This window comes from Okeania sp. SIO3I5 (assembly GCF_010672085.1).
Lineage (GTDB): Bacteria > Cyanobacteriota > Cyanobacteriia > Cyanobacteriales > Microcoleaceae > Trichodesmium.
The window spans coordinates 1-13,580 of record NZ_JAAHHT010000080.1 but is presented as its reverse complement, the minus strand read 5'-3'; the positions used below and the strand labels follow the sequence as shown (position 1 = coordinate 13,580).

Genomic DNA, 13,580 nt, shown 5'->3' with positions numbered 1-13,580 from the left:
CCCCGCCCCCCTAAAAAAGGGGGGAGCTTTCAAAGTCCCCCTTACAAAGGGGGATTTAGGGGGATTATAATAGTTTTAACCATACAAATTCACCCCTACTGGAAAAGGATGTCCTAACAATATTCTAACCAAATCATTTAATCCTTCTCGACTCAAAGAATACATAGGAATAAACCTAGCAATATCTTCAGCAGTAGTCATCCTCCACTGAAATTTAGGAACAGGATTTAACCATCCATATAAATAAGTATATTTAGATAATTGCCTTATAAAATTATCAGTTTTACTCAATCTTTCACTATCATAAGTGCGCCGTGCTGCTCCGCCGTCACTAACAATAACCACACAATTATTAGGAGCTTCCTGAGAGAGAATTTCCTCTATCGGCAAAGGCTTAGTTAAATTAGACTTTTGAAAAAGATAACCCTTTAGAATGTTGTGAAAATAAAAAACACTCGTCTGATTTAACAACCCTCCCTTTTCGATACTTTCCTGTAAAGAATCAATCAACAATTTAAAAGGAGACATAGAACCTTCACAGTCAATTAACAAAACTAACTTGACTTGATTTTTGCTACGAGGTTGTAAAACTACACTAGAGAAAAAACCCATTTTACAAAATTGATTAATTGTTGCTTGAACATCTAAATCTTTAGGGATACCCTCTCGTTTTAACAACCTTAAATTACGCCAAATACCAGTCATTTCTCGGCGAGTTATTGGTAAACGGGGAATCAGATTATAACTTTGTCTAAATCTCAGCTTTATTGGTGGTGTTTCTAACGAAAAATTGCTAGAAGAATGGCGAATTGAGATTGAATTAGTTTGTTGATTAAGTTGAGATTTATTTTCCTGTTGAACTTCAGATAAAACTTGAGAAATAGGATTACTACTTGTTTCTGAATATTCAGTTTCTTGAGATTGATTTTCCTGTTGAACTTCAGATGGAACTTGAGAAATAGGATTGCTCTTAGTTTCTGAATTTTTAGTCTCTTGAGATTGACTTTCCTGTTCAACCTCAGATGAAAATTGAGAAATAGGATTACTACTTGTTTCTGAATATTCAGTTTCTTGAGATTGATTTTCCTGTTGAACTTCAGATGAAAATTGAAAAATAGGATTACTACTCGTTTCTGAATATTTAATTTCTAAATTTTCAGTCTCTTGAGGAGGATAAATAGAATCTTCTTCAACTTTAGACAATGAAGATTTATCAGCATCTTGTAACCGCTTTTCTAACTCAGGTTTAACTAACTCCTCAAACAATTCATTAAAAATATCTTGGTCTTCTAAAGACTTAACCCATAACAAACATAAAAATCTTTTTAACCGTTCAATATCCTGCAAACCCACTTGACTTTGAATAGTTTTAATCGCCAGTAAATATTCAGAAATTCCCACAGGAAAATCCTCTTGCCTCAACCTATTAAATAAAGGCAAAAAAAGAGCTTCAGATTCAACGATTAATAATTCAAAGTCAATCATTAAAATAGGGAATAGGGAATAGGGAATAGGGGATAGGGGATAGGGAGAATATATTATTTATTTCTCAACACATCTAAGCGATTGCTGATTAATCCGTGTATCCGTGGCCGAATCCGTGTGAGCAACCCAACCCAAGCGATTGCTCATCAATCCGTATATCCGTGGCCGAATCCGTGTGAGCAACCCAACCCAAGCGATTGCTCATCAATCCGTATATCCGTGGCCGAATCCGTGTGAGCAACCCAACCCAAGCGATTGCTCATCAATCCGTATATCCGTGGCCGAATCCGTGTGAGCAACCCAACCCAAGCGATTGCTCATCAATCCGTATATCCGTGGCCGAATCCGTGTGAGCAACCCAACCCAAGCGATTGCTCATCAATCCGTATATCCGTGGCCGAATCCGTGTGAGCAAAGCAACCTAAGCGATTGCTCATCAATCCGTATATCCGTGGCCAAATCCCTGTGAGCAACCCAACCCAAGCGATTGCTCATCAATCCGTATATCCGTGGCCAAATCCCTGTGAGCAACCCAACCCAAGCTATTGCTCATCAATCCGTATATCCGTGGCCAAATCCCTGTGAGCAAACCAACCCAAGCTATTGCTCATCAATCCGTATATCCGTGGCCAAATCCCTGTGAGCAAACCAACCCAAGCTATTGCTCATCAATCCGTATATCCGTGGCCAAATCCCTGTGAGCAAACCAACCCAAGCTATTGCTCATCAATCCGTATATCCGTGGCCAAATCCCTGTGAGCAAACCAACCCAAGCTATTGCTCATCAATCCGTATATCCGTGGCCGAATCCGTGTGAGCAAACCAACCTACACTAATTATATTAATTGTTTGAGAGCATTTCGATCGCTTTGATTTTTTACTAAAGTATGGAGAAAAGGAAGTTCACCTAATTGAGTCTTATTTAACTCTTCATCTGTTATTTCCTCATTTTTCCCCTCTCTTTCCAAAAGTCGCAACCAATTAATAAACTCCCCCGTACTAGGTTTTTTCCGCCAAGAAATCTTGCCACGAAGTTCTACAAACCTAGCTAAAGCAACTTCAAAAAGAGGAGAAAGCTCCTGTTTAAAATGATTAATAATAATCTTCCTCAAATCCTCCAATTCTGGAAACTCAACATAATAAAACAGACAACGACGTAAAAAAGCTTTAGGCAGTTCTTTCTCTTGATTACTCGTAATAATAATCAAAGGTAAAAAATCTTTTCTAACTTCCCGCTCCTCACCCCGAAGAGCATCATATTTCCAATCTTTAACCTCCTTTATTTCAAACTGTAACCTGTCTAAAACCAAGAGTAAATCATTAGGAAAATCAATATCAGCTTTATCAATTTCATCAACCAAAACCACCGCAGGAATATTACTTTCAGCAGAAAGCTGAATTGCCTCTCCTAACTTGCCTAACTCCACATATTTTTTCCGCTCAATAACATCAGTTAATTCCGGCGAATTATCTATCAGTTTCTCCTCTGATTTACTCTGAATAAACTTATATTCTTGAAGGTCATATAAACGGCGAATATTATCATAAGTATAAAGTAATTCCTCAGCCCGACTGGTAGAACGAATATAACATTCCTTCAAAGGATAACCCAACTCATAAGCAACAGAATAAGCAAGGCGAGTTTTACCACAACCAGGTTCACCTTCTAACAATAAAGGGCGACGTAAATAAAGAGCATCATTTACAGCCTCAACCAAATTTTTAGAAGCAATATAAGGTTCTTTTTTTCTGGGTATATCTGGAAATTCTTCCCCATTTTCTTTTTTTAATCGTTCATACTTTCGGTCATTACCTTGACCTTCATATTGTCTATTTGCTAGGTCTTTCATATGTAATTATCTTGAATTTGTTAATATTTTAATAAAAAAAGGTAGGGTAGGCAAATCCTTTTTAATGTTAGATAAGTATTATCAATAAAATCAAGCTGAAAAATCAAGCTGACTCGTTATTATACCTTCCCTGCAATTCAGCAATTATTTCTTGAATCTCACCACAGGTATCAATTAAACGGTCTTTTGACTCTTTTAATCGTTCAAGATATTCATTAATCTTGCTCTCCTCCGTTTTATTTATTAATTTCTTTTTAAACCATCTACAGAGGTCATCTATTTGAAATGGCGTAACTGTAAGAGGAACAAATATTTCATCATTAAGAGTACGTTCGCGCTTATCATGCCCAAAAATAATAATTAAATACTTACCTTTTTTTGTTAAACCTTCAGAAAACTTAGTCTTAATTTGCTCTACAAAACTATCAGCTTGATCATATATTTGCTTTTCATAAAAATCACAATAATTCCAAATTACTAATATCGCAACCTCTGAAGATTTATCAACATCACACAAATCTGCTATTGTCTGATTAATATTTTGATTGCTCAGATAAAATTCTATACCTTCTTCTCTTTTTGAATCCCTTAATTGAATCTCAATCAGACGGTAAAGTTCTCTCTCCTCATTTTTGAGAATTTTTTCGATTCTTTTGATAATGTAACCCTGCAAAATATCCTTATCAATCTCTCCAATAATATTAAAAGCTAACACTCCTTCTCTGCCAGTTTTACTTTGTAATTCATTGCTAAAACTGCGTACTAAATCATGTAAATTATAGTCAACAATTATACTATTATCTATTTTTAAAGGTCTTTGATGTCTTGATAGTATTTCATCATTTTGTTCCCTTTTTTCACTCAGAAGTTGATTAATAGTAGAGGTTTTTGAAGAAGGCGATCGCTTGAATTTTTTATATGCTTCTGTTGTAGTGAAAAAAGCTAATAAAAAGCGGGCAGAAACTTCCGCTGCATATTCCCGAAATTGGTCATTTTTATTATAATCAGCATAATCTTGAACTCCTTTCACAATAATCATGGGAATTTCGTAAGTTTCAGCCACTTTACCAATAGCATAAGCTTCCATTTCTACTCCTAATATTTTCCTTTGTAATTTTTCGATACGTTGGAAAAGTTGGGGGTCTTTTTGTACTTTGCTAGTAGTGGCAATTACACCTGTATGAATTGTAGGATTTAAACAGTCTTTATAGTTTTGATATAAAAATTTTGGTCTGGGAGTTTGAATAGTATTCAGCCAATCTTTGGGAAAATCTTCAATAGTAAACTTCCATTGAGGATTGAGGTTATAAGTGCGAATATCATGGAATATTTCTTCAAAACAAATTTCTTGATTATCTATTAATTTGTAATTGGCAATAAGTTTACCATGATCAAATTTAAACACTCGATCAACAACAATTACATCACCTAAAAAAACATCTTTCTTATTGCCTGCACAAACTCCAGTCATTGCTAAACAACGAGGATTTAATTCAGAAATAAGTCGAGTTGCTAAAATACTGGTATCAATTTCTCCCATTTCCGGAGGTTGAGCTGCCACTATATTTAATTCAGTACCATTTTTATGAGATAAAGTAGTTTTGTAGTAAGGGTAGCCCAAATCATCTTCTAATTTTTCCCAAGTATTTCCAGATTGATTATCACAGTTTTTCAGAGCATCTAATTCATCCTTAAGAGCTGTGATGATTAGAATATCAATAGTCGATTTTGATTCCATACTTATATGAAGTAATCAGCTAAAAAAAATTAAGAACTTTTTGATGATATTTAACATCTTGTTTAGCAAGAGTTTGTTGATTTTTAGTTGACTTAAACTTTGCTAAAATCTCAAAAGCAAAAGCACTTGCATGACGAGCAGCTACTTCTTCAGACCCTTCTTTATTCGCCCTACTTTTATCATCAATTAAACTAGAAATACCCCGAATAATTAACGCCGAAACCTGTTGATTAGTATGAGCAGCTTGCAAAATACCAATACCTTCTATTTCCACAGCTAAAGCATCACCATAATTCTGTTGAAGAAACTCAAATAAATCTGATTTTTTATTAGCAATTACCTTTTCCCCCCTAGCAATAGGAGCAACAAATACATTAGGTTTATCTGAATCAGAAAGTCTAGCTAACCAATCTTCTTTTCTAGCCTCAGCCCTTGCCCGTTGAATCATATTATAATTTGAAAGACCAACATCGGGTCTTGGTCTAAAAGTTTCAGCTACCTTACCCGACTCATAACCATAAACCTTAGTCGCAGCAACCACATCTCCCAGTTGGACATCCTTAATTCCTCCAGCTACCCTAACAAATAGAATTACATCAGGATTAAAATAAGCGATCGCCCTTTCCGCTTCTATCCCTGCGGGAGAATTTCTAGCACCAGTCTCGACAATAGCCACTTCCCACTCTTGACAATCAATAGAAAATTTACCCCTTTCATAAATTGTCCCATTAGGGTGCATCTCCTCTGTCAAGTCACTGAGATGAGCGCGTACTGCCATATATTCGACACGAATTGCTGTTAAAATAACCGCACAAGACATACCTTTTACCTAGTAATTGAACTGCCTTCTATTATGACTAATTTATTTTTAAATATATAAAAGACTTATGCCTAACCATCATAATATAATAGGGGTTAACAGCCGTTAACCCCTACCAATTGTGTATAACTTCATATTTTCACAAATCCTGTAAAAATCAAACTGCTTTTCAATAAATTCAAACTCAATTCCAACACTGCTCAATTGCTCCTTTTAGCAACTAATTTATTACAGAAAAAACAATTCCATGAACGACCAAAAACCAATCCTTCAAGTTCTTCTACTCGAATATGAAAAATTGAAAGAAGAACAACTAAAACGTATCGCCTTTCGAGACCAAATAATTTATTTAACCCTGGGAATATTTGGCGGAATTCTCTCTTTTGCTCTATCCAACAAAACAAATTTTTATGCCCTCTTAGTTATTCCTTGGGTTTGTCTAATTCTTGGTTGGACTTATGTAGTTAATGATGAAAAAATCTCTGCTCTGGGAAAATATATTCGATTGACTCTCACTGAAAAAATCAAAGCACAAATAGATGATTCAGATATCGAATCTATCTTTGGTTGGGAGATTGCTCATAGAAGCGATGAAAGAAGAAGAAAGCGCAAAATACAGCAATTAATTATTGATGAAATTACTTTTGTTTTCTCTGGTTTAGTAGCTTTATTTGCGTTCTGGTCTCTAGGCACAAATCTTTCTATAGTGATTTATATATTTTGTGCTTTTGAAATTATTCTATTGGTAGTTTTAGGGATAGAAATTATCATTTATGCCGATCTAGCTAAAGGCCGATAGTTGAAGTCAGAAGTTAGAAGTCAGAAGTCAGAAGTTAGAATTTATAAGTTAAACTATTGCTAAAAATATTCCCACATTTTTTCAGCTTGCGTAGAAGATTAGATTGTAATATTTTATCGTAGAGCTTTAGTCTTCAAATCCAATTTAAACTGGGGTTTGGAGACCAAACCCCTACAGTTTTTTTCACAAATTATTTGCGATCGCTATATAATTCATTCCAAGTTTGTAACTCTTGATATTCTCTATCTTGCTGATAGTATTTCCGATTTTTTTCAGCTTACTTTGCTAAAATTTTTCGTTTTTCTTCTAATGGTAATTTCATTAAATAGCAGGTATCTGCTTCATCTTTTTCTTGGAGATAAGTTAAGAAATATAGAGTTATTTGTAGTTGTTCTGGAGAAAGATTTACTAATTTTTCTTTAGCAACTTCTAGGATAGTAGGATCTGTTCATTTTAATGACATTTTTGATTTTTCCATAAAATTAATACAAAAATGATTCTAGGAAAAGAGCAAAGGCATCTTACGCCTAATAACCCTACTCTCTACTCTCCCTCTCAACAAAAAGCTAACTGTTCCGTGAAATGACCTACCTATACTGAAAATTTACTACCCAAATTTAAGATTACTGTCGCGCAATTTGTGATACTCTAATTCCTTAATAGGATAAATTTGTTGTTGCACAGGGAGAAAAAAAATGTTAACATTCCTATTTCAATTCGTACTACTTCTATTAGTAGTCTTATCTTTTATCTTAGTAGTGGGCGTACCTTTTGCCTATGCTTCTCCTCAAATCTGGAGTCAAGGCAAACCTTTGATTTTTATTGGTTCTGGTTTGTGGGTAGCACTGGTAATTGCAGTAGGTGTTTTAAACTTTTTAGTTGTTTAGGCCAAATTCAGTTATCAATTATCAGTACCTCTATATGAAGCTCTATGCTTGAAATACTGAAGTTGATTTTTTTATCTCCTATCCAAGGGGCAAGAGACCTAGTTTTTTGGTAACATCAATCTGAGCTAGCAAAATCTAAAATCTAAGGTAGGAAATAACAAATATTTAAGAGACACGGGGGTAGCGAGTTGGTGCTTGTTATCTCTCGACTCTTACCAAAAATAACTATCAGTCTTTATTGCCAAAATTAACATTAAAAAAAATTCTATAGCAACCTTCTTAAATTGGTTGTGAAAATTTTTATAGTAGTTAATCTTAGCTAAAAACCATGAAAATTTTGACTCCTGACTCCTGAGTCTTGACTACTACCAAAATATTACAACTTAAATAGGATTACTATAATATGACTGTTTTCGAGGGAACATTTACTCAAGTTGACTCTTTACGCTTTGCTATTGTAATTGCTCGTTTCAATGACTTAATTACTGGCAAATTGATTGAGGGTTGTCAAGACTGTTTGAAACGCCACGGTGTCGATCCTAATCCAGAGGGGACTCAAGTCGATTATATTTGGATACCAGGCAGTTTTGAAATTCCTTTAGTATCACGTCAATTGGCCATGAGTAATCGCTACGATGCCGTAATTTGTTTAGGAGCTGTAATTAAAGGCCAAACTCCTCACTTTGATTATGTAGCTGCTGAAGTATCTAAAGGAATTGCTGCTGCAGCATTTCAAACAGGAGTACCTGTAATCTTTGGAGTTTTGACTACAGATACTATGCAACAAGCTTTAGAAAGAGCTGGTATTAAAAGTAATAAAGGTTGGGAATATGCCATGAATGCCTTGGAAATGGCAAGTTTGATGCGTCAAATTAAGGGTGGTATAAATCCCTCATCTAATAATTATAGTATTGCTGGTACAACTCAAGCCTTACCAATAACTTCTAACACTCTTGTCGAGTCCGAGCTATCTCCAGAAGTATAACCAAACTAATCAAAGATTTACTCTCAAAAAAAATTCTGCTTAGGGGTTGACAAATAAGATTATTTGTGAAACTATAATTATTAGTAACAAATTGCGGGTATAGCTCAGTGGTAGAGCGCAACCTTGCCAAGGTTGATGTCGCGCGTTCGAATCGCGTTACCCGCTTACTAAAATTATAGAATTATTTCTACATAAGATTTATTCTTAAAGGTTTAGAGGATAGTAGAACGGTTATATTAACACCTGCTCTACTATCCTTCTCCGTGAAACTTTTGGAGGTATTTGGCTCTAATATTGTGAGATTTTACAAAATTATAGCTAGCGCCAACTCTGGAGTCAGGTTATAGTTTAATTTTGTGGCGTTGCTGAATTGAGGGATGAATATTCAGTGGGACGGGGATCCTGCCTGTCTGAAAATATCAAGAATGGGCATCTTGCCCATGCCACAAAACTATTAATCACGGGCAGGATGCCCATGCCACACAAGATGCCCATTCCACAGCGCATTTCTGCAACGCCAATTTTGTAATAGAGGCTTAAATGCTAGGAGCAAACCTAGCTATGGCGAGCAGTTCTCTTGTGACAGCTTGTGGACTCGAGAGTGCCGATCATCTTTTTCTAATCAACCCTTTCGGTTCTAGGATTAGTTTGCGACCTCAAAAAGCTCAAAAAATTGATTTGAATGGAGAGTACCCCTGTCCATGTAGGCGTAGGGGCAGCTTAATTCCAATAACCCTGACAGATGCTTTTGGGTGTAACCGCTGTCAGCAAATATTTGTTGTCAATGAAAGTAGGGAAACTATTGAACAACTTTCCAGTCACTATCCCTATAAACCTGCTTGGCGATGGACAGGTAAACAGTGGAGCAAGATATATTCCAATTGGAAAGCTCGCTACTTCCCACTAGCTTTAGTAATGATTTTAGTACCTTTGGTGATTTTGCTGCCTTTAGCTTTGCACTTTGTTGGTTCTAATATAATTATTTGGGCACTGGTGGCAGTGCTTCTGGCCATGCTCCCTGCTTTTATTGTCTGGCTTGCTTACAGACGTTAAATTTATGAACAGGAAAGATTATTCTGCTAACTTAATGATGAATGTAATTCATCGCGTTTATCAAGGTTCTTTAGAACTTGCTAAAACTAAGGCTTTAGAACGCTCTATGGCTTTACAAGCAATGGCAGAAGCAATTTTAGAGCATAAAAATGAGATTTTAGAAGCTAATACTCTGGATTTAGAAGCAAATCGGACAATTCCTATTCCAGGGCCAATGCTCGAATTGTTGAAGTTGACACCAGAGAGACTCCAAATTACTGTTCAAATTTTACAACGACTTGGGGATCTGCCGGATCTAGTTGGGCAAGTGGTTAGTGCTTCATATCAATTAGAACATAGTCAGAGTTATGGCCAACGTATTCCTTTGGGGGTTGTTGCTTTAGTTTATGAGGCATTTCCAGAGTTGGTGGCGATCGCTGCTGGAATGTGTATTCAAACTGCAAATAGTTTGATTGTTAGGGGTGGGAGTGAAGCTCATAATTCTAATTTAGTAATTACTAAAGTATTAAGGTTGGCTTTGGAGCAAGTTGGTTTACATAAGGAATGTATAGAATTTTTACCTCCTACGGAGGAGTATTCTCTTCAGGAGTTGCTTACTCAGGACCGATATATAAGTTTGGTTATTCCTTATGGGCGAGATAGTTTAGTTGAGCGAGTGGCGAAAGTGGTAACTGTACCAGTTTTGAAAGTGGCAATGGGTAATTGTTATTTATACTGGTCTGCTACTGGTAGTTTGGATATGGTTCGTTGGATGATTTTGGATAGCCATAAAAGTAAGCCAGATCCAGTTAATGCTATAGAAAAGGTATTGATAGATCGTAAGCATAATTTTTCTATGGTAGTTAGACTTTGGAATAGTTTGAAGGAAAATGGTTTTGAAGTTAGAGGGGATGCTGCTTTAGTTGAGGAGTTTCCTGATTTGATTTTAACGGAGGATAGAGAATGGAGTGAGGCTTATTTAAGTAAAATAGTTGCTTTTAAAGTTGTTGATTGTATAGATTCAGGAATTGGGTGGATTAATAATTATAGTAGTGGTCATGCTGACTGTTTAGTGGCAGAATCTTATCAGGAAAGTCGTCAGTTTGCTTTGGGTGTTAATAGTGTTTGTAGTTTTATTAATAAGTCTCCAAGATTTTCACGTTATCAAAGTCAAAAAGATGATATTTTCTTGGGAATGTCTAATCAAAAATGTTTTGCTCAAGGGTTAATTGGGTTAGAAGCTTTTACTAGGATTAAATATATTGTTCAAGGGAATTAGAGTTGACTTCTGCTGAGACTAAAGTTGCGAAGATTCTTATATCAATTATCAGTTATTAGTACCTCTTAGTTTTTCAATAGGTAAGATGGCTAAGACACAGATTATCTACTTCTCTTCCCATTTCTGAAGTTTTAAACTCAAACGTCTTAGTTTTTCAATAGGTAAGATGGCTAAGACACAGATTATCTACTTCTCTTCCCATTTCTGAAGTTTTAAACTCAAACGTCTTAGTTTTTCAATAGGTAAGATGGCTAAGACAGAGATTATCTACTTCTCTTCCCATTTCTGAAATTTTAAACTCAAACGTCTTAGTTTTTCAATAGGTAAAATGGCTAAGACAGAGATTATCTATTTCTATTCCCATTTCTGAAATTTTAAACTCAAACGTCTTAGTTTTTCAATAGGTAACGATGGCTAAGATAGAGATTACCTACTTGTATTTGACATACTCCCGACGTTGCCCTTACGGGACAACGCGGGATTCTTCAGTCTGGGAAACCCTGACCGCTGTTTAGACAGAGGTGATGTCCTCCCCCTGTTTTGACTTTTACAATAACAAAATGCTCCTAAAAGTGTCAAGGGCATATCAACGTTTAGCTTATGAAGGTATCCGAATCCTGGCCCAGGCTTTCCCATACGACGCTCCCCTCCCCCCTTTCCAAGGGGGGTTAGGGGGGATGGAGAGCGCGGGACTTCCCGCCAGGAAAGTTAAATTTTAGCCGTAAATATGCACCTTATAATAATGAACTATTAGCTTAAAATTTAGGTATTTAGCAGTCAAGCATCAGCTAGCTTCCTAGATCGGAACTGGGTAATTCAGCTATTGCTTTTAGTTGACGATCAAAGCTTTATTAATCGTCTTACTAGGAAAGTCAGGTCTCTTGCTTTTAAAGTCTACATTAATTTAAACACTATCCTAAAGGCGAGAGACTTGTTGCTGAGATATGACAGCTAATAGCTGAATCCTTACCTTAAAACTATTTTGCTGCTAACTTCACATTAGTTGCTAAACCAACAGCTTGTAATAATTGAATCATCATCCAAGTTGTATCAATTTCCCACCATTGCAAACCATGACGTGCTGAATATTGAAAAGCATGATGGTTATTGTGCCAACCTTCACCATAAGTTAATACAGCTACCCACCAACAGTTAGTCGAAGAATCACCAGAATCATAAGTACGATAACCAAACTTATGAGTGGCGCTATTAACAAACCAAGTACAGTGAAAAACAAAAACTATTCTAAAAAAAACACCCCAAACTACAAAAGACCAACCTCCTATAAGGTAGAGCAAAATACCAAAAGCAAATTGAATGGGAATAAAATAAGCTTGGAAAAATTTATAAACAGGATCGTTTGCTATGTCTTTTGTGTAACTGGGAATTTCAGACCTGATTGGTAATTTATGGAGCATCCAACCCATGTGACTCCACCAAAAACCACGATGAGAGTCATGGGGGTCTTTTTCATTATTTGCATCTGAGTGTTGGTGATGAATGCGGTGTAAACCTACCCAATCAAAAACTCCACCTTCACAGGCGAGTGTACCACAAAAAACAAAAAAGTATTCTAGCCACTTGGGAGTTTTAAAGCTGCGGTGTGTGAGCATACGATGAAAGCCTAATGTAATACCTAGACCACCTGTAACCCAATGTAATAATAATGCTAGGCCAACTGCAGTCCAACTAAAGTTACTGGGAAGTAGGGCAAACAAGGCTCCAATGTGCAGGAATGCCATAAAGCCTATTATGCTCCAATCAAGGGAAAATTTTGTTGATGTTGATGTTGAAATTGTCATGAAAATCTCTAAGTTAAGAACTAAATAGTTCTTTTCAAGTTAGTTTAATCAAGGCAGGTGTGTATATGTTTATAGGATATGGAAAATACTTTGGCTATCGCTGCTTAATCTATATAATTATAAGCAAAAATTCAAAAAATATTCTTATCCCAAAATTCTCACCATTGTTAAGTGTTTAAGTTAATAATCCTTACTAATAATACAGGATGGTTTTTCTTAAACAAGGTACTAGAAATATACTAAATAAATATAGTAAAATTTCTAAATTTTGGTGATTGACTATGAAATTTTGATTAATCAAAAAAGTCAATTACTACGTTTACATTAAGCCAAACTTTAATTTGTTTTTTGAGGTAAAAAAAAAATCAAAATTGTCATATATTTTTGATGAAACTTTTTTCAAAAAAAGTACAGTCTAGATATAAGCATTTAGCCATTAGCTATCAGTTATCAACTATCATTTATTAACTAATTATCACACTGAAGAAGAAATTAGTCTTCAATAAGTGACATAAGAATTAAATTGGCGATCGGCTAACTAAAGTCAAGTTATTACATTCAGATGTATGAATGTTGAATGCTTACCTCTGAATATCTAAGAAGTTATTTTTAAACTCATAAAAACCTCTCTCCTGCTTTTGAGAGAGGCTTTGAAAACCGCATTCCCTTGTAGGGAAGCTATGCTTTATAAACATCTTTCTTAACATAAAACTTGGGCATTATTGACAAGTTATGGGTATGTCTCGGTTCGGTTTTTTCGGGAGAAAAATATATTGAATTAGACACAAAGAAGTGAAGACTGTAGACAGAATTCTTCCTCCCCATCCTCCCCATCCTTCCCATCCTCCCCATGCTCCCCATCCTCCACTCCCTCCCCACCACGATATTACATCATTTTGAAAA

At 35.7% G+C, this 13,580-nt stretch carries 11 protein-coding genes and 1 tRNA gene; 6 read left to right on the top strand and 6 right to left on the bottom strand.

The window, feature by feature from the left end; translation table 11 throughout:
- Positions 1-75: 75 nt before the first annotated feature.
- The 4 genes from F6K40_RS18800 to F6K40_RS18785 all read right to left on the bottom strand — a co-directional run bounded on the left by F6K40_RS18800 (position 76) and on the right by F6K40_RS18785 (position 5,893).
- Positions 76-1,485: a hypothetical protein gene (locus F6K40_RS18800; RefSeq protein ID WP_293138523.1), complete on the bottom strand. Its 1,410-nt coding sequence runs from the start codon at positions 1,483-1,485 to the stop codon at positions 76-78.
- An 836-nt stretch (positions 1,486-2,321) separates the two neighbouring features.
- On the bottom strand, positions 2,322-3,335 hold the full coding sequence (locus F6K40_RS18795; RefSeq protein WP_293138521.1) for an AAA family ATPase: 1,014 nt from the start codon (positions 3,333-3,335) through the stop codon (positions 2,322-2,324).
- A gap of 103 nt (positions 3,336-3,438) precedes the next feature.
- Positions 3,439-5,073 (bottom strand): 5'-methylthioadenosine/S-adenosylhomocysteine nucleosidase family protein, encoded by a 1,635-nt coding sequence (locus tag F6K40_RS18790; RefSeq protein ID WP_293138519.1) that lies wholly within the window; start codon positions 5,071-5,073, stop codon positions 3,439-3,441.
- A 19-nt stretch (positions 5,074-5,092) separates the two neighbouring features.
- Positions 5,093-5,893, bottom strand: a complete 801-nt coding sequence (locus F6K40_RS18785) for a 5'-methylthioadenosine/S-adenosylhomocysteine nucleosidase family protein (RefSeq protein WP_293138517.1) — start codon at positions 5,891-5,893, stop codon at positions 5,093-5,095.
- Positions 5,894-6,140: 247 nt separating this feature from the next.
- On the opposite strand from F6K40_RS18785, the gene F6K40_RS18780 reads away from it, so the two are divergent.
- The 6 genes from F6K40_RS18780 (at position 6,141) to F6K40_RS18755 (ending at position 10,875) form a co-directional block, all read left to right on the top strand.
- Positions 6,141-6,692, top strand: coding sequence for a hypothetical protein (locus tag F6K40_RS18780; RefSeq protein WP_293138515.1), 552 nt, complete (start codon positions 6,141-6,143; stop codon positions 6,690-6,692).
- Positions 6,693-7,387: 695 nt separating this feature from the next.
- Positions 7,388-7,579 carry a photosystem II reaction center protein PsbZ gene (gene psbZ / locus F6K40_RS18775; protein WP_293138513.1) on the top strand — a complete coding sequence of 64 codons (192 nt, stop codon included), beginning with the start codon at positions 7,388-7,390 and terminating at the stop codon, positions 7,577-7,579.
- Between the two features lie 403 nt (positions 7,580-7,982).
- Positions 7,983-8,564 (top strand): 6,7-dimethyl-8-ribityllumazine synthase, encoded by a 582-nt coding sequence (gene ribH, locus F6K40_RS18770; protein WP_293138511.1) that lies wholly within the window; start codon positions 7,983-7,985, stop codon positions 8,562-8,564.
- A 93-nt stretch (positions 8,565-8,657) separates the two neighbouring features.
- A tRNA-Gly gene (locus F6K40_RS18765) sits at positions 8,658-8,729 on the top strand.
- A gap of 483 nt (positions 8,730-9,212) precedes the next feature.
- Positions 9,213-9,617: a hypothetical protein gene (locus tag F6K40_RS18760; RefSeq protein WP_293138541.1), complete on the top strand. Its 405-nt coding sequence runs from the start codon at positions 9,213-9,215 to the stop codon at positions 9,615-9,617.
- Positions 9,618-9,621: 4 nt separating this feature from the next.
- Complete coding sequence (locus F6K40_RS18755; protein WP_293138509.1) at positions 9,622-10,875, top strand: glutamate-5-semialdehyde dehydrogenase; 1,254 nt, start codon at positions 9,622-9,624, stop codon at positions 10,873-10,875.
- A 977-nt stretch (positions 10,876-11,852) separates the two neighbouring features.
- Here the strand turns inward: F6K40_RS18755 and F6K40_RS18750 are convergent.
- Together F6K40_RS18750 and F6K40_RS18745 are read right to left on the bottom strand one after the other, a co-directional pair.
- Entirely contained in the window at positions 11,853-12,677 is an 825-nt protein-coding gene (locus F6K40_RS18750) for an acyl-CoA desaturase (protein WP_293138507.1), read from the bottom strand.
- A gap of 719 nt (positions 12,678-13,396) precedes the next feature.
- Positions 13,397-13,580, bottom strand: a 184-nt coding sequence (locus F6K40_RS18745) for a hypothetical protein (RefSeq protein WP_293138505.1), incomplete at its 5' end; no start/stop codon positions are given.

Coding starts and splice junctions, on each gene's coding strand:
- F6K40_RS18800 (WP_293138523.1), bottom strand. CDS start 1,485: ATGATTGACTTTGAATTATTAATCGTTGAATCTGAAGCTCTTTTTTTG.
- F6K40_RS18795 (WP_293138521.1), bottom strand. CDS start 3,335: ATGAAAGACCTAGCAAATAGACAATATGAAGGTCAAGGTAATGACCGA.
- F6K40_RS18790 (WP_293138519.1), bottom strand. CDS start 5,073: ATGGAATCAAAATCGACTATTGATATTCTAATCATCACAGCTCTTAAG.
- F6K40_RS18785 (WP_293138517.1), bottom strand. CDS start 5,893: ATGTCTTGTGCGGTTATTTTAACAGCAATTCGTGTCGAATATATGGCA.
- F6K40_RS18780 (WP_293138515.1), top strand. CDS start 6,141: ATGAACGACCAAAAACCAATCCTTCAAGTTCTTCTACTCGAATATGAA.
- psbZ (WP_293138513.1), top strand. CDS start 7,388: ATGTTAACATTCCTATTTCAATTCGTACTACTTCTATTAGTAGTCTTA.
- ribH (WP_293138511.1), top strand. CDS start 7,983: ATGACTGTTTTCGAGGGAACATTTACTCAAGTTGACTCTTTACGCTTT.
- F6K40_RS18755 (WP_293138509.1), top strand. CDS start 9,622: ATGAACAGGAAAGATTATTCTGCTAACTTAATGATGAATGTAATTCAT.
- F6K40_RS18750 (WP_293138507.1), bottom strand. CDS start 12,677: ATGACAATTTCAACATCAACATCAACAAAATTTTCCCTTGATTGGAGC.